General features: G+C 31.1%; 11 protein-coding genes. All 11 read left to right on the forward strand.

Features of this window, described 5'->3' with window-relative positions; all coding sequences use genetic code 11:
* The first annotated feature begins 15 nt into the window (after nucleotides 1-15).
* From MHM83_RS04430 to MHM83_RS04480, 11 genes are read left to right on the forward strand one after another with little or no spacing between them, the layout of a single operon-like run.
* Nucleotides 16-462, forward strand: coding sequence for a phage tail protein (locus MHM83_RS04430; RefSeq protein WP_047790305.1), 447 nt, complete (start codon nucleotides 16-18; stop codon nucleotides 460-462).
* Nucleotides 462-899, forward strand: a complete 438-nt coding sequence (locus MHM83_RS04435) for a phage tail protein (protein ID WP_047790304.1) — start codon at nucleotides 462-464, stop codon at nucleotides 897-899. Before MHM83_RS04430 ends, MHM83_RS04435 begins: the two co-directional genes overlap by 1 nt.
* 1 nt (nucleotide 900) lies before the next feature.
* Nucleotides 901-1,062: a DUF5908 family protein gene (locus tag MHM83_RS04440; protein ID WP_164505160.1), complete on the forward strand. Its 162-nt coding sequence runs from the start codon at nucleotides 901-903 to the stop codon at nucleotides 1,060-1,062.
* Nucleotides 1,062-1,748 carry a CIS tube protein gene (locus tag MHM83_RS04445; protein ID WP_239178564.1) on the forward strand — a complete coding sequence of 229 codons (687 nt, stop codon included), beginning with the start codon at nucleotides 1,062-1,064 and terminating at the stop codon, nucleotides 1,746-1,748. Before MHM83_RS04440 ends, MHM83_RS04445 begins: the two co-directional genes overlap by 1 nt.
* Nucleotides 1,749-3,494 carry a type VI secretion system tip protein VgrG gene (gene vgrG, locus MHM83_RS04450; RefSeq protein ID WP_239178566.1) on the forward strand — a complete coding sequence of 582 codons (1,746 nt, stop codon included), beginning with the start codon at nucleotides 1,749-1,751 and terminating at the stop codon, nucleotides 3,492-3,494.
* A 4-nt stretch (nucleotides 3,495-3,498) separates the two neighbouring features.
* Nucleotides 3,499-3,789, forward strand: coding sequence for a PAAR domain-containing protein (locus tag MHM83_RS04455; RefSeq protein ID WP_173359354.1), 291 nt, complete (start codon nucleotides 3,499-3,501; stop codon nucleotides 3,787-3,789).
* A gap of 2 nt (nucleotides 3,790-3,791) precedes the next feature.
* A complete protein-coding gene (locus MHM83_RS04460; protein WP_047790300.1) occupies nucleotides 3,792-4,205 on the forward strand; it encodes a GPW/gp25 family protein in 414 nt (137 codons plus the stop codon).
* Nucleotides 4,206-4,213: 8 nt separating this feature from the next.
* A complete protein-coding gene (locus tag MHM83_RS04465; protein ID WP_239178568.1) occupies nucleotides 4,214-7,390 on the forward strand; it encodes a baseplate J/gp47 family protein in 3,177 nt (1,058 codons plus the stop codon).
* Nucleotides 7,378-10,578 (forward strand): hypothetical protein, encoded by a 3,201-nt coding sequence (locus MHM83_RS04470; RefSeq protein ID WP_239178570.1) that lies wholly within the window; start codon nucleotides 7,378-7,380, stop codon nucleotides 10,576-10,578. The genes MHM83_RS04465 and MHM83_RS04470 overlap by 13 nt, the downstream gene beginning before the upstream one ends.
* 45 nt (nucleotides 10,579-10,623) lie before the next feature.
* Nucleotides 10,624-15,735: a PKD domain-containing protein gene (locus MHM83_RS04475; protein ID WP_239178572.1), complete on the forward strand. Its 5,112-nt coding sequence runs from the start codon at nucleotides 10,624-10,626 to the stop codon at nucleotides 15,733-15,735.
* Nucleotides 15,735-17,597 (forward strand): contractile injection system tape measure protein, encoded by a 1,863-nt coding sequence (locus MHM83_RS04480; RefSeq protein ID WP_239178574.1) that lies wholly within the window; start codon nucleotides 15,735-15,737, stop codon nucleotides 17,595-17,597. The genes MHM83_RS04475 and MHM83_RS04480 overlap by 1 nt, the downstream gene beginning before the upstream one ends.
* Nucleotides 17,598-17,610 lie beyond the last annotated feature (13 nt).

A 17,610-nucleotide genomic window follows, 5' to 3' on the forward strand; every position in this document is an offset into this window, starting at 1 on the left:
AAAAAATAAAGAATCATGGCAGAATCATATCCAATGCCAAAGTTTTCCTTCGAGGTAACCTTTGGAGATACGAAATTTAATTGTACAGAAGTATCAGGGTTAAGTTTTGATAATAAAGTAATAGAATATCGTGGAGGAGCAGATAAAGAATACCACAAATCAAAACAACCAGGCTTGTTCGAGTATAGTAACATTACTATGAAGAGAGGAACCTTTGTAGATGAAAGTAAACAGTTTTACAAGCAATGGGCTAAAACAGTTTATTTCCAAGAAGGAGGTGAGCAGTTTAGAGGAGACTTAACCATCAAGTTATTAGATGAGACAGGGCAACCAGCAGTAGTATGGGAAGCTCAGAATGCTTATATCACTAAAGTACAGCCTACAGATTTAAAAGCTGATGGTAATGAAATTGCCATTGAAACTGCTGAATGGGCAATTGAGAAGCTAAAAATGTCATCGTAATGAGCTATCATCCACCAGTAGGATTTAGTTTTAAAGTAGAGTTTGAAGATATCTCAACTTCAAGCGGCGACAACTCATTTCAATCAGTTTCAGGTCTCACGGTAGACCTTGAAACTGAAGAAATAGCCGAAGGAGGAGAAAATAGATTCAAACACAAAATACCTGTACGTTCCAAATACCCAAATTTAGTACTGAAAAGAGGGATGCTTGTAGACTCGGAAGTAATCAAGTGGTGTAAAAAAGCTTTAGGAAACTTTGAAATACAACCCGTAAACATCAATGTAATGTTATTAGGAGAAGACGAACAAGCCATACAAACTTGGAATGTAAAACATGCATATCCTGTAAAATGGAATGTAGGTGACTTTAACGCTGAAGAAAGTAAACTGGTTATTGAAACACTTGAGTTAACCTATAATTATTTTAAAATAGTATAAGATGCCTATAACCATCAAAGAATTACATATTAAGATTAATGTGGATGAGAAATCAGAATCACAAGGAAAAACAAGTGGATCAAAAAACGGAAATACTGCAGCTATAGTTTCAGCATGTGTGGAAGAAGTAATGGATATTCTTGAAAGGCAAAAACAACGATAATGAGTCAAGGAGAGTTAAAAAAATTAGTAATAAAGGCCTATTCTGACGATAAGTTTAAGGATGAAATAGCCAATGGAGAGTTTACAACACTTATAAACCCAGAAAAGTATATGATTGCTTATAAGCCAGAATATACTGAAGAGCAAGGGCAAGGTACAAGTGGCTCTCAGCCTAAGTTTACAAGAATACCTCCTCAAGAATTAGATTTAGACTTGTTATTTGATAGTAGTGGAGCCATTGATGGAAAAAGTAATCTAAAAGATGGAATCATAGACAAAATTGAAGCATTTAAAAAAATTGTTTTTGAATACAAAGGAGAAGAGCACAAACCAAACTATTTAATGATTAAATGGGGAGCTCTCCTTTTTAAAGGCTCTTTAGTCGATCTTTCTATAGAATATAAATTGTTTGCACCAGATGGAACACCATTACGTGCCAGTGCAAAGCTTAAGGTAAAGGGTACTATTGATGATGATTTACGAGTAGCAAGAGAAAATAATCAGTCCCCAGATTTAACACATTATCGTAAAGTAAAGTCAGGAGACACTTTGCCACTTATGTGTCATCGTATTTATGGAGACTCCAAGTATTATTTAGAAGTAGCTCGTATTAATAAAATAATACAGTTCAGAAAATTACAACCTGGGCAAGAAATTTTTTTTCCACCCTTACAAAAATTCGCATAAATGAATAATACAGGAACTATACAAACCTCAAAAAGTGCCGATTTAGTCACTTTTAAAATCTTGATTGAAGGAGAAGAACTCTCGAAACAATATGAGGTGAAAAATATTACTGTTTCAAAAGAAGTAAATAAAATACCAACCGCTCAAATTATTTTAATTGATGGAGAAGCTTCACAGAGAGATTTTAAATTAAGTAATGAAGAGTTGTTAATTCCTGGGAAAGAAGTTGAGATTACGGCAGGGTATCATTCAGATGAAGAAACCATTTTTAAAGGAATTGTTATCAAGCATAATCTAAGAATTAGAGCAAATTCAGCACAGTTAATCGTTGAATGTAAAGACGAAGCGGTAAAAATGACTGTAGGTAGAAAAAGTAAGTATTTTTATGAAAGTACTGATAGCGATATTTTTGAGGAAATCATAGGTGATTACAGTTTATCAAAAGATATAGAAGCTACCAATTATAACCATGCAGAATTAGTACAATACAATGCGTCAGATTGGGATTTTGTAGTTTCAAGAGCCCAAGCAAATGGGAAACTGTGTTTTGTTGATGATGGAACCATTACCATAGCCAAACCCAATGTAAGTCAGTCAGAAATTGAAACCGTAACCTTCGGAGGTTCCTTATTAGATTTTGATGCAGAAATAGACGCACGTCATCAAGTTAAAAAAGTAGCAGCTTATAGTTGGAATCATGCTGACCAAGAAGTAGTCGAAATTGAAGGAAAAGATCCAAATGTAAGTTTAAACGGAAACTTATCGGTTTCAGACTTAAACAAAACAATAGGTTTAGAAAGTATGGAGTTACGACACGGTGGTGTGGTAACCGATACCGAATTACAAGATTGGGCTGATGCTAAATGGTTATTTCAACAATTGGCAAAAGTAAGAGGGCGTGTAAAGTTCCAAGGAATCCCATCGGTAAAACCAAATACCATTTTAAAACTAGAAGGAGTAGGAGACCGATTTAACGGAAATGTATATGTAACGGGAGTTCAACATGTTATTTCAGAAGGAAATTGGGTAGCCAATGCACAATTTGGCTTATCAACAGAGTGGTTTTCTGAAACCTTTGAAATTTCAGCAAAACCAGCTTCAGGATTATTACCAGCTATTCAAGGTTTACAAGTAGGAATTGTTTCTCAATTAGAAGAAGATCCTGACGGAGAAGATAGAATTTTAGTGCAAATACCTATTGTAAATAACGAAGAAGAAGGTATTTGGTGTAGAATTGCTTCGCCAGATGCAGGAGAAAATAGAGGTATTTATTTCCGACCAGAAATAGGTGATGAGGTTATTGTAGGGTTCATCAATGATGACCCTAACGATGCCATTGTTTTAGGAATGTTGCACAGTAGCGCAAAACCATCTCCAATCACAGCAACCGATGATAATCACGAAAAAGGAATCATTACCAGAAGCGAAATGAAGGTGTTGTTTGATGACGACAAAAAAATAATCACCATTGAAACACCCGCAGGAAAAATGATTACGCTGGATGAAGATGAAGGAGCCATAACGATTGAAGATGATAACTCTAATATAATTACGATAAACAGCGATGGAATATCAATGGAAAGTGCTGGAGATATTTCATTAAAAGCGTCAGGAGATGTAACTATTGAAGGAACTAATGTGAGTATAGCAGCAAATGCAGAATTTAAAGCAGAAGGCAGTGCTGGAGCAGAAGTTTCAACAAGCGCTATAGCAGTTTTAAAAGGCTCATTAGTTCAAATAAATTAAAAAAATGGGGAATCCAGCAGCAAGAATAACAGACATGCATGTATGCCCAATGGTAACAGGAACGGTTCCTCACGTTGGAGGACCAATTTTACCAGCAGGAGAACCTACCGTATTAATTGGAGGATTACCAGCAGCTAGAGTAGGTGATATGGCTACTTGTACCGGACCACCAGATAGTATAGTGGCTGGTTCAGGAACAGTATTAATAGGTGGAATGCCAGCAGCAAGAATGGGAGATAGTACTTCACATGGAGGAACTATTGTGTTAGGAGAACCAACAGTTTTAATAGGATAATAATGGAAAATAAAAAAGCATTTTTAGGAATAGGTTGGGGTTTTCCGCCAGAGTTTTCAAAAGATCTAAGTGAAGTCATTATGATTTCTGAAGAAGAAGACATTAAAAGTAGTTTAGAAATACTGTTAACTACTCGATTAGGAGAACGTGTTATGCTTCCTAATTACGGTTGCAACTTACAAGAGCTTCTTTTTGAAAAGTTAGATAGAACGCTAATAACCTATGCTAAAGATTTAATAGAAACAGCAATTTTATATCACGAACCAAGAATTGATGTGATTCATATTGATGTTTCAGAAACAGATCCTTTAGAAGGAATGTTGATTATAAAAATTGAATATAGAATTAGAGCTACGAATAGTAGAACCAATGTGGTTTTCCCTTTTTATAAAGGAGAAGGAACCGATATAAACTAAGATACATCATGAGTAAAATCATTTCTAACATATTGCAACGAAGTGGAACAGGTCAAGAGCTACGATACATTGAAGCATTGAATCCTGAAAATTTCGAACTTCACGATTTTACTATAGAAGATTGGATATTGTTTGCTTATAATTTTGCCAAAAAACTAAATTATTTTCCTACAGAAAATCACGAAGTAGCTTCAGGAGATTGGCAACATTTTTTCAAAAAACTAACCACATCAACTATCCCTTTTAGAGGAACAAGAGAATACAATAAATTAAAAGAGAATATTCAGACAACTCTTGAGGGGTATACCCAAGAAGGAAAATTAAGTCCGCATTTAACTTTATTCGTATGTTTTTTAAAGTTATTAGAACATTCAAAAGAACGATTTAACAATTTAACCAAACGTCACTTAGATTTTTATTACAAAGAAATACTTCAAGTTCAAAAAAGAGAACCAATTCCAGATCAAGCACATGTAATTTTTGAACTAGCTAAAAAAATAACGGATGAACGAATAGAAGAAGGCACTTTATTGGATGCGAAAAAAGACAGTCTTGGGAATCCGTTAGTATACGAAACAGAAGAAGAGTTAATTGTTAATAAAGCATCAGTAGGAGTTATAAAAACAATTTATAACAACAACACAGCAGAATTAAAAAAGATAAAAGTAAGTGAGGTAGCAAATACGAAAGATGGGATTGAAGAGGAATTACCAGAAGACGAACCATATTGGTACCCTTTTGGGTATCCAGCAAGTGAAAAGAATGCTACTGAGTTGCCAGATGCTGAACTTGGGTTTTCTATTGCTTCACCGATGTTGTGGTTACAAGAAGGAGATAGAACAGTAACAGTTACCATTAATTTTAAAAATAATTTTGAAGAAAACTCTTTTGATGTAAGTAAATTATTGCAAGCAGTTCAAATTTTTGGAAGTGGAAAAGAAAAATGGATTGAACCAATATTGGTTGCTATTAACAATGTAAATGATGGAGTGTTAATTACTACGAATCAAATAAGTTTCAAATTTAGCTTAGGATATGATTCAGGTGCATTAGTAGGATATAACGAAGAGTTTTTACTAACAAAATATAATACTTCACATCCGTTAGTGCGTTTTGAGTTTGATGTTTCAACTACAGTAGGGTATGATTTTTACAGGTTTTTAGCTGGAAACGTGCTAGAGAAGATTACTATAAAAACAGATGTCAAAGGAGTAAAATCAGCAACTGTTGAAAATGATAATGGAGTTGTAAGAACCAAAAAACCATTTCATCCTTTTACAACTCGTCCTATTGAGGGTTCAAATTTTAGTGTAAGCTATAACGAGGCCTTTTCAAAAAAGTGGAATAACTTTACTGTAAACTTACGCTGGAAAAACACTCCAAATGATTTTAAAGAGTGGTATCAGGCATATTTAAAACCATCAAGTTACTCTTCAATCGAAACATATGGAGATGAATTAGGTGAAGATATAGATTCAAGAGAATTAATAATAGAAGACCATACTTACTTTAAAACGAAAAAAAGATTATTACATGCAGCGGGAGAAGCAAAAGAAACCATAGGAGAAGTCCAGAATTTGTTAAAAAAAGAAGTAGATGAAGAAAGCGAAGAAATAACCTATACTTCAGAGTTTAAGGCAAAAAATACAGGAAGTAGTTACGAAATAGATAAAGCTGGTCCTTTGCAACTAACATTAGAACAATCATTTTTACATCAGTTGTACCCTAAGTTGTACGCATTAGCAGTAAGTGCAGAAGACAAAGGCATTAACCTTCCTAACGAGCCATATACACCATTAGTAGAATCAATTTCTGTTGATTATATAGCAGAAGAAACTATTGTGATGGAAAATATGAATTTGGAAGGAAATCGTATTCAGCTTTTTCACGAACATCCGTTTGGGCAGCATGAAGAAAATTATGCAGAAAAGAAGTATTTACAGGAGGAAAAAAATATCATCGATGTTTTTGATAAAGATACAGTCCAAGCTTTTTTAGTTCCTAAGTATTGTTTAGGAGGTCACTTATTTTTAGGAATAGAAAATGTAGAGCCCCAGCAAAACCTTTCACTGTTAATCCAAGTATTAGAAGGAAGTGAAAACCCATTAGTAGAAAGTTTTGAAGAAAATGAAAAAATACAATGGTCAATTCTTTGTAATAATAAATGGAAAACGTTAGAGAATAATATCATTACTAATAATACAGACAACTTCTTAAAATCAGGAATTGTTAAGTTTTCAATACCTAAAGAAGCTACTTCAAATAATACATTATTACCATCAGGATATACTTGGATTAGAGCCCAGATGAATAAGTCATATGATGCAGTATGTAAAGCGATTGGAATTCACGCTCAAGCAGTATTAACTACCTTCAAAAATAACGATAATGAGGTAAATCATTTAAAAAATGGGTTACCTAGTGAGACCATTAAAAAAATGGTGACACGCATTCCGAAAATAAAATCAGTTTCACAGCCTTACAATGCATTTGGAGGAAGCACAGAAGAATCTGATGCTAATTTTTATAGAAGAATAAGCGAGCGTTTACGTCACAAAAACAGAGCTATAACTTTATGGGATTATGAACACTTAATTCTTCAGGAGTTCCCTGAAATTTATAAAGTGAAGTGTTTAAATCATACTTCAGAAACAAGTTTTACAGCAGCAGGTCACGTTACTTTAATTGTGGTACCAGATACCGTAAATAAAAATGTATTTGATATGTATCAACCAAGAGTTAGCAAAGCTACTTTAAATAGTGTTATGAATTATATCAATTCATTAAACACCTTGCATGTAAAAGCTGAAGTTATCAATCCTAATTATGAAGAAATAACGATTGGTTTAGAAGTTAGTTTTTATGAAGGATATGATGAAAACTATTACACCGAGCAGCTAAAAACTGACATCACGAAATTCCTATCACCTTGGGCGTTTGACGAAACCAAAGAAGTAACCTTCGGGATTATGCTGCACAAAAGCATATTGATTGACTACTTAGAAAAACTGACTTATGTAGATTATTTACAGAATGTAACCATGAATGGTGATGCCAAGGTGTACAAAATAGAACCAAGTAATCCAAAATCAATATTAGTATCTGCTAAAACACATAATGTAAGTACTGTATTAACTACCTGTAAAGGAACTAAAAAAATCATAGAACAAACATGTCAGCTATAAATGAACATATCAATATACCAAAGAATATATCTACCAAAGATGACTTAGATTTTTCTTTTTTAAGAAAAGAAGGAATCTCTTATTTGGAAAAATTAGGAGGTAAGTTATGGACTGACTTCAATTCACATGATCCAGGAGTTACTATTTTGGAAATGTTGTGTTATGCCATTACGGATTTAGGAATGCGTATTGATACACCATTGGAAAACTTATTAGCATCCAAAGATTCGAATTTATCGCTACAAGCACAATTTTACAAAGCTTCAGAAATTTTCCCAACCAAACCAGTCAATGAATTAGACTATAGAAAATTGTTTATTGATTTAGAAGGAGTAAAAAATTGTTGGCTACGAGTTTATGACAAACAAGTGTTTGTTGATTGCAAGAATAACAAATTAAGCTATAAAAAGTTTGAAGACATTCTACCAGAATTTCAAAAAGATTTTAAGCTAAAAGGATTGTATTCGCTATTAGTTGATTTAGAAGAAGGTTATACAAAAGAGCAGATTTTTCCGAATATCAAAACAGCTTATCATGAGAATAGAAATTTATGTGAAGATTTAATAGAAATAAAAGAAGTAGACACGCAACCGATTGCTATTTGTGCTAATGTTGATGTAATTCCTGAAGCAGATGAAGAGTGGGTATATGCTAATATTTTATTCCAAATAGAAAACTACCTATCTCCATCTTTAAAGTTCTATTCAATTCAGCAAATGCTAGATAAAGGGTATGCAACTGATGAGGTTTTTGATGGACCTATTTTAAAGAATGGATTTATAGATGTAAAAGAACTGAAAAAAGCAGAATTGAGAAAAGAAGTGCGCCTTTCAGATGTGATGAAAATTATCATGAACATTGAAGGGGTAAAATTAATTAAAGACATCTCTGTAGGTTTTTGTGATGAAAATATAGTCCAAGAAAATAAATGGGTAGTTTGTATTGACCCTGATAAAAAACCTGTGTTATGTGAAAAGAGTACGTTTAATTTTAGCAAAGGATTCCTTCCTCTCAACTTAAACTATGATAGAGTAGATGAGTATTTAAAACAATTAAAAGAAGATGAAATAGAATCGCAACAAATAGCAGATGAAGACAAGGTTTTATCGTTGCCAAAAGGAAGTTCAATAGGAGCTAACGAGTACACTACTATTCAAAATGATTTCCCGGATACTTATGGAATCGGTCAAGAAGGATTAGCCGTACATGTTACGAATGAAAGGAAAGCAAAAGCAAAACAATTAAAAGCCTATCTAACATTTTTCGATCAAATCTTAGCAACCTATTTCAAACACTTATCAGAAGTAAAAACATTATTGTCTATTAGCGGACAAGAAACGCGAACATTTTTTACACAAGCGATAAAAGACATTAAAGATTTTGATGAGCTTATAAGTGAATATCCACAATCAAATGATGATGAATTAACAAAGCTTTTATTCAATCAGTTTGATAACAATGTGGAACGCAGAAATTCTATTTTAGATCATTTGTTAGCGCGTTTTGCAGAACGATTTGGAGAATACACATTTATTATGAAAGCGTTGTATGGAACAGCAACTGATGAAATTGTACTATTAAACAAAGAAGCCTTTTTAAAAGATTATAAAGTGATTAGTAGTGAAAAAGGGCTTGCTTTTAACTATTACAAACAAAACCAAGATAAATTATGGTATACAAATAACGTATCTGGATTTCAAAAACGAATAGCACGTTTAATGGGGATTTCCAATGAGAAAAGAAGATATTTAACGGAAACCAGTGTAGATATTTATGAAGTATCAGAGGGTAGTAACACATATAGATGGAGATTAAAAGATACTAATGGAAACATATTACTATCAGCAACTGAAAACTATGCTAAAAAAGTTTTAGCTATTGAAGAATTATACTTTGCAGTATTACAAATTGTGCAAACCAAGGAAAAAGATATAAAGGAAGCTTTTGAAGAGGGTATTACAAATAATATGCAAATTGGATTCATAAGAATTCATAAATCTACACCATCAAAACCTTCTATTCCAGTAAAGTATTCTTTTGATGTTATCAATCCAGAAAAGCCAAAGAGTAGTTCTGATTACATCATTGCAAAGCAATACAAATACTATACTAACATCAATGATTTAAAAGAAGCATTGTTAGAGATAATTTCTTTTCTAAAAAAAGATTTCAGAGAAGAAGGAATGTTTTTAGTAGAGCATATGCTATTGCGCCCAGATGTTACAGAGTCTTATGTTGAAATATACGAAGAAATAGAAGGAAGTAATACCTATCGATGGAAATTACGAGATAATGATGGAAACATCTTGTTATCAGCCCAAGAAAACTATGCAAGTGAAAAAATTGCAGTAGAAGGTTTCTATTTAATTGCACAGCAAGTTTTACAAATAAAAGAAATTGATTTAGAGAGAGTATTTAAAAAAGACATTGTAGATAAAAAGAGAGTTGGGCACATAAGGATCCATAATGCTACATTATCAAAACAACCAAATTCTGTAAAATATTGGTTTAATATAGTTAACCGTGAAAAGCATGAAGATAACAGTGAATCGAGTCTTGCAAAGTCAAGTGAATATGAAAATAGGAACGCATTAAAGAATGCTTTAAAGAAACTTCTCTGCCTACTAAAAAAAGATTTTTTAGAAAAAGGGATTTATAATGAAGAACAGATGATTTTACGACCAAAAAACACGAGTAACAAAATAGAAAACTTCCTACCTATTTGTGCAAAAGATTGTGAAGATTGTGGAACGATTGATCCTTATTCTTATAGAGTCAGTATTGTTTTACCAGGATATACATATCGTTTTTCAAACCCAGATTTTAGACGCTATATGGAAGATGTTATCAGGCAAGAACTTCCAGCACATGTACTACCAAGAATATGTTGGGTAGGGGAGCGTAAAGGAATTATATCTGATAATGAAAATGATTTGTTGCAGTTTGAAAATGCATATAAAAAATACCTGTTTGCAAAAACAAACTTAGAACAAAAACAACCTGTAGAAAATAACGAGCTGTTAGATTTAATACATGCTTTGCAGCAGTTAAACACGATTTATCCTGTAGGAAGATTAACCGATTGTAATGCAGAAGACGAAGCATTAGATGGAAGAATTATACTAAATCAATCTAGTATAGGAAACATACAATCAGAAAAAGAAAATAATAACGAAGAAAACTCATAAAAATAGTACGTGTTTATTTATTAACACAGCCAAAACATAATACGTATGGAAACGACTAATCTGAAACTAAGAGAAATTACAACTGAATATAGTAAGTTTAATGCTAATCAAGTGTTAACAGAAACACAACTCAATACATTTATCGACTATTTTGAAGATCAAAACCGTTTGTCGAGATTAGGTTTAAGTGGTGTTGGAATAGCCTGTGGGTTTGAGGTAACTCCAAAATTTACTACAGATAAAACAGTTGTGTCGAGTATTGAAATTACTCAAGGAGTAGCAGTAACTACTGATGGAGATTTAATTCAGTTTTTTGATTTAATAAAAGAAAACATAAAATCAAAAAAGTTTTCATTCTACAAAAAATTTGAGGATACCGACGGCAAATACGAGCGTTTTAGAAATACTCAAAAAAAGCAATATAATTTATGGGAATTACATAGTGAAGAAAATGAGTCGCATACCCCTTTAATTGAGTTTCCAGAGATACAAAAAATGGCTGTTTTATTGTATCTCGAACAATATCCAAACGAAGATGTATTATGTAATAAACTAACATGTGATAATCAAGGTATCGAGCAGATTAATAAGCTACGAGTATTACTTATAAGTATTGAAGACTTAGAAGCTATTGCATCAAAAGACACTATTTTTTTAAAACACAATTGGTATAAAATTAATGATGAGTTACCTGTTGTAAAAGCAAAAAGAGTGGTGTTAAATGAGAAAAACACCAAAACATTTTCAGAATTAAAAGCTCAGTTTGATAGTGTAATTAAAGACAAAAGTATAAGTGTAGATTTAATTGATGGTTTTGATACGATATTCTCAAAATTTCAAAAACCATCAATAACTACTAAAATAAAAGCATTATTTAATTATAGTCCGTTTGCTATTCCATTAGATTTTCAATACAGGTACGATGTTATCAAAGATTTGGTAGATACGTATAATGAAATTAAAGAACTTTTACTTCATATTAATGTAAACTGTTGTCCAAATATAGGAGCTTTTCCAAAGCATGTAATGTTAGGAAAGTTGGAAAAAGAAACAGCATATCCAGAATTACGTCACCGACTTTATAAATCAACTATTGTAGGTCATGAAAATGAAAACCTTCAAAAAATACAGTTGTTAATTAATAGAGCAATTGCTATTTCGAGTAATTATATAGGAAAAACAAAATCAGAAGATGTGGTAATAACCCCATCAAAAGCATATACTCCTTTAAGCGACAAAGCAATTCCTTTTTATTACAACGTTTCTTCACAGTTTTTAAAGAATTGGGATTTTAATAAAACAAAAAATTATAGAGACAACCAAAATTTAAGCTATCAAAAAGAGAATCTTAAAAAATCAGAAGCAATTCAAAACCCATTATCATATAACATTGATAACAATGACTTTTATAGAATTGAAGGGCATCAAGGAAAAATGTATCGCGAAGCACTAGCGAAAATTTTGGACGATAAAAAAAAATACGGATTAAATTTTGATGTGAAAACACTTTCCATCAATACTACGAAACAAAACATCAACATTAATAATTATGAATGTGAGTTTGAAGATTTAAAAATGTTGTTAAACGCATGGAGAGCAGAACAAAATTGCATTTTATCAGAAGTAAGTAAAACATTTTCAGCGTTTAAATTAACCAATCCAAAGGTTAACATAGTAGTGGATAGGTTAATTCCATCAAAAGATAAAAGAATAAGTGCAACTGAAGAAGTAGCAGCGGACACTGCTTTTATGGACAAAGAAGTAATAAATAAAATGAAGTTTCTTTCTAAGGAAGAAACTAAAAAACGAGAAACAATATATAAATACAATAAAACTGTTTTAAATAAATACCAAGACTATCTGATTAATAAAGAAAATATTGTAAAAGAAAACTTAACGAAAGAGGAAGACTCAATAGGCTATTTAATAGATCGTGTAATAGGTAAAAATAAAGAAGGATCCGCAAGTGATATTATTGTTGAATTGAATAAAGAAACCGAGGCTATAAAAGAAAAAGAAGTTTGGAAAGAAGAACCAATACTTAGTGATTTTATATTAACAGACCTTACAGAAACCTTAGTTCATACGTATATTTTAGATACAAAAATTCCATTAAACATAAGAGATATAGATAGTCTTGTACTAGCAAGTTATAAACTAACAATAACAGAGCTGTGTAAAAAAGTAAAAAACCTACAAGCAAAGTACAACACTACCTCATTAGAAGTTTCAACCAAACAAATTTTAGGTTTATTAATTAATCAATTATCTATTGTTTGTTGTTCAGGAAAAAAATTAGAAACATTACTTGCAGAAATAGATAAGAGAAAGAAAAAAATTTTAGAAAGAATACAACTTTCAGAATTTGTAAAACAACATCCAGGTCTTGAACATAAAGCAGGAGTTATTCCAGGAGGAACTTTTGTAATGGTATACGTTACCGAAAATGCAGCAGATAAAAACACGTTTGATGATGTAGTGCTAAACATCGTATTTAAAAATCAACCAGTAACTTCAGATAAAGAATTAGACATTACAAATAAGTTTATAAACTCGAAAGATTTAGCTATCAGTAAAGATGAGATTAGTTATAAAAATGGAGGAATAATAAAGCTATGGGATAAAAGTTCAACTATAGAATTTTCATTTGTAGATGCGAATTATTTCAAAACACCACACACAAAATATATTAGCAACAATATTGTGCTTGTAGGCGAAACATTAGCAGAAACAGTTAGTAATTTTTCAGCTTTTTTAAATGGAATTTGGATTCAAACAGGAATGTCTAAAACTCTAAAAGCTGAAGAAACAGTTATAAACGAAGACGGTTCTGTAGGAATGCGTATTATTATTAAAGACCATTTGGTACCTAAAGATGAATATTTTTTACAGGTATATAACCCTGTTGTTTTAGAAACTAACAAAAAATTATATTTCGAAGAAAATACTGTAATTAAAGAAAATGAAACACTGAAAAATACAGTAGTAGCAGACTTTTCGCTACCATATATGTGTTGCTCGGATTGTGCTCCAGTGAATTTCATAATTCCTAAAGAACCACCATTTTTAAGCTTGCCAGTAAGTACTATTTGTTTGAAAAAAGATATAGAAATTGACTCTTTACTATTTACTGTAAGACCATTAGATGGAGAAGTAAAAGCAAATGTGCCTGAAGGTGTGGAGTCAGGAGTTTATTTAGATGAAGAAGATAAAAGATGGAAAATTGATGTAACTAAAATAGATAAAAGTTTATTAGGTAAACCAATTAAATTTATGGTTAATGATGAGCCTACAGATTGTGAACTTATTGTATATCCAGCGTTAGAGTTATTAGTTGAAGTAGAACAACCTATTGAATATAATGAGAATAAATCGAAAGCAAGAGTAACCTACGTGTTACATTGGAAAGACACTGATTTTGTAAATGCTAATTTCTTTAATAACGTCAAGTACTCTTGGGACTTTATGGGAGATGGTACCAGAGTGGAACGTACACCTATAAATAATAAAGTTTTTTATAATTATGAATTACCAATTGATGATATAAACAATGAGATACAACCAGGATTGAAAATTTCATTAGGACCATGTTCGAAAGAAATACCTATAAATCCAATAAAATTTGATACACTAACACCATCTGAATTAGCTATTCAACCATCATATTGTATCGATTTCACTAAAGAAAAAACAGCAAGAATTCCATTTACGAATGTTAATGGAACAATAACCATTGCAGATGGAGCCATAAATGGAGTAACGATTGAAAACAATGAACTAGTTGTTGATGTAGCAGTTTTTGAAAATTATGGTCAAATAATTGAGTTTTTAGAAGATGGGCAAACAACCAATGCAAGAATAAAAATTTATGAAGTTAAGCAAATAAGTATTTCAGAACAAAGTGAATCGAGGTTTGTATGGAAAGATGGACAATTATTTTACGAAGCAGCTTTCGAAGCAATACTTCCAGAAGGTGTAAAATCTAAAGAATTAAAGTATCAATGGAGTGTTAACGGTATTGAGTCTGGAACTGAATTTTTTAATCCTAAATTACCAGTTAAAGAAGGAGTAGAAAATACATATACAGTAACACTTACAATTACTGATAATAATAGCTGTTTTTCAACCGCAAAGTTTATAAAAACTATTGCATTCCCAGAGTTTACAATAAACATACCAACCACTTTTTGTTTAAGTGATGAAGAGTCTTATCCTGTTGAAGTAAGACCAAAAATTGAAGGAGTACAACTCACAGGTGGAAATGTAAAGTTTAATGAAGAAATAAAATCATGGGAGTTTGTACCAGCTAATTCTGGACTAACTAATTCAGGAACTGTAAGTATTGGTATTGTAGGAACATTTGTAACACAAACAATTAACCTTACAGCAACACCACAAGCAAGTTTTACACATAGTTTTGATTCAAAAACTAGAATAGTATCATTAACAAATACTTCAGAAAAGGGAGACGAGTATGTTTGGGTAATTAATGGAGTTGAAAGAGAACCTCAAATAAAAAGAACAACAATAACAGAAGACCTGAGCAACTTTGATGGAGATTCAGTAAAAGTCTCTTTAACGGTAGCAAGTAAGTGCGGAGAGCATACAACAACAGAAGTTATAGAAATAGAAAAAATACAAGATAAAACCTGTGAGGAAATAACAAAAGGAGCAATTGACAATTACTATAAATCGAATAAATTTAGTATGAATGATGGAATTGTTGGAAGTAAGGTTAACATGACTGTAGTAGTTCCTACAAATGATATATATATAAAAATAATAGACGATAAAAGCAATTCTTATTTAACTGGAAAAAACAACAATCAATTAACTGAACTGTTTTTAGATTTATTAAATAATACGTGGATGCTTTCTTTACAGAACGCTGATAATAGAGCGTTACTTGTAAAATATTATAAAGCACAGGTAAGATTATTCTTTAATATTCTTCATTGTCAAAAGCAAACAGTTTTAGAGTCAGATGAAATCAAACAAGACCTCCTAGATTTGTTAATTGAAATTAACACAGGGTTTACGGAAGGACAAATAAAAAAAGAAGAAGCTTTATTAGAGTTTTTAAGAAAATGTTCAGTAGAAATTCAAGCCGAATACATATCTAAGTTTATAAAAGAAAACTTAATACAAACCGCATAATGGCTGCCCTAGAACATACCATACAAAAAGCATTTGTTGAGGTAAATACGAAAAGTAAAAAAGTAGCAGAAGAGTGTAAAAATACTATCGAAAACTTTTTACAGAAAGAAGTATTTCCAGAAATAGAAAAATATTTTAACTCTCAAGAAATCGAGTATGAAGCAAACATTCAACAAATAGAAAATTTAAATATTGAGGTTAATATATCTAATAGCAATACATCTATAAACGATAGCAGCACAAAGAGAGAAATAAAAGAACAACTTATAACAAAGCTAAAAGCAATTTTTAAAGCACCAGAATTGCACAAAGTAACTATAAAAAAGGTTACTACAACAGAATCTAAATTAGATACTTTTTTTCACTTTTTGCAACACGGTACAACAGCTTGGTGGAATCAAAAAGAAGAGAAAAGTTTTACAAAAAAGATGTTGTTTGAAATAACAGAAAGTCAATTTTTTGAAGAGCGCTTTTTAAAATCATTAAGAGATCAAGTTCAACAGAATAGATTGATTCAACAGTTTAAGACTGAAGAATTACAAATATTATTCCTAGGAGTTTTCAGTAAACCAGAAGGATATGAGGCTTTCCTATCAACAATTAAAAAGTTTGATTTTAAGAATCATGAGATAAAAAACAGCGTATGGGAGTTTTTTATTAAAGCAACAATTAATAATGATTTTTCAAGAATAGTAGATGAAATTCTAGAAGAAATAATAATATTAAAAAGAACAACATTTCTAAAGGATTATACAGAAGAGTTAATGTTTTTTTTAGGAGAATTGATTTTGGAAAGCACAATATTTAAAAATCAAATTAATGTCAAAAAACTAAAAGAGCTTGGGATTAAAATTGATAAAAATAAACTTAAAAATGTTGATAAAAAACATCAAAAGCTAAAAGAAGGAAATATAGAAGTTTCTGAAGGGTTTGATAAAAATCATAAAAAAGATAAAGAAGTAAATACCATTCAATCAAATAAAATAGACTTTGAAGTTACCAACCATGGTCAAGATATAATTAAGGAAGAAAATCTAGAGAAGAATAAAATTGTAGATGAAAAATTAACATTTAAAAATAAAGAAATAAACAGTCTTAAATTACCTATTTCAGTTGAAGAAAAAGAGAATAAAAACAAAAAAGAAACCTTAAAGAAGCAAACATCATCAAAAGAGAAAAGTAAAGAAGTAAAAGAAGAATTAAGAATAAAAATGCAAGCGAAAATTAAGAATCTTTATGAAAATAAAGAAGTAAACTTAAAAACGGAGAAAATTACTGAAGACCGAAAGAGAGCTGAATATAAAAGGAGACATCAAGAAGCATTAAAAAATACTTTTCTAAGAAAAAAAGAAGTTATAAGCGAGCCTAAATCACATCTTATAAAAAATGCGGGATTAATTTTATTACACCCTTTTTTAAAACAGTTTTTTAATACATGTGGTTTTCTAGACAATGAGAACAAAATTATCAAACCCAATGAAGCAGTTCACTTGCTACATTATGTAGCAACTAAAAAAGAACAACAGTTTGAAAACAATTTAATTTTCGAAAAATTTTTGTGCAACCTACCCATACAAAGTTCTATTGAAAGAAATGTAGTACTGAGTGATGAACTTAAAGAAAAATCAGAGGAATTGTTAAGAGCAGTACTTCAAAATTGGGCGGTTTTAAAAAACTCTTCAAACGACCTATTGCGTAATGAGTATTTACAAAGAGAAGGAAAACTAGATTTAACCAAGGACAATCCTACGCTAACAGTTGAAAGAAAAACACAAGATATTTTAATAGATACCAAATTACCATGGAATTTAAGCTTATGTAAACTTCCTTGGATGAAGGAATTAATCTTTACGAATTGGTAAAATATAACTAAAA

The organism is Tenacibaculum sp. Mcav3-52, assembly GCF_022347665.1.
Taxonomy (GTDB): domain Bacteria; phylum Bacteroidota; class Bacteroidia; order Flavobacteriales; family Flavobacteriaceae; genus Polaribacter; species Polaribacter mesophilus.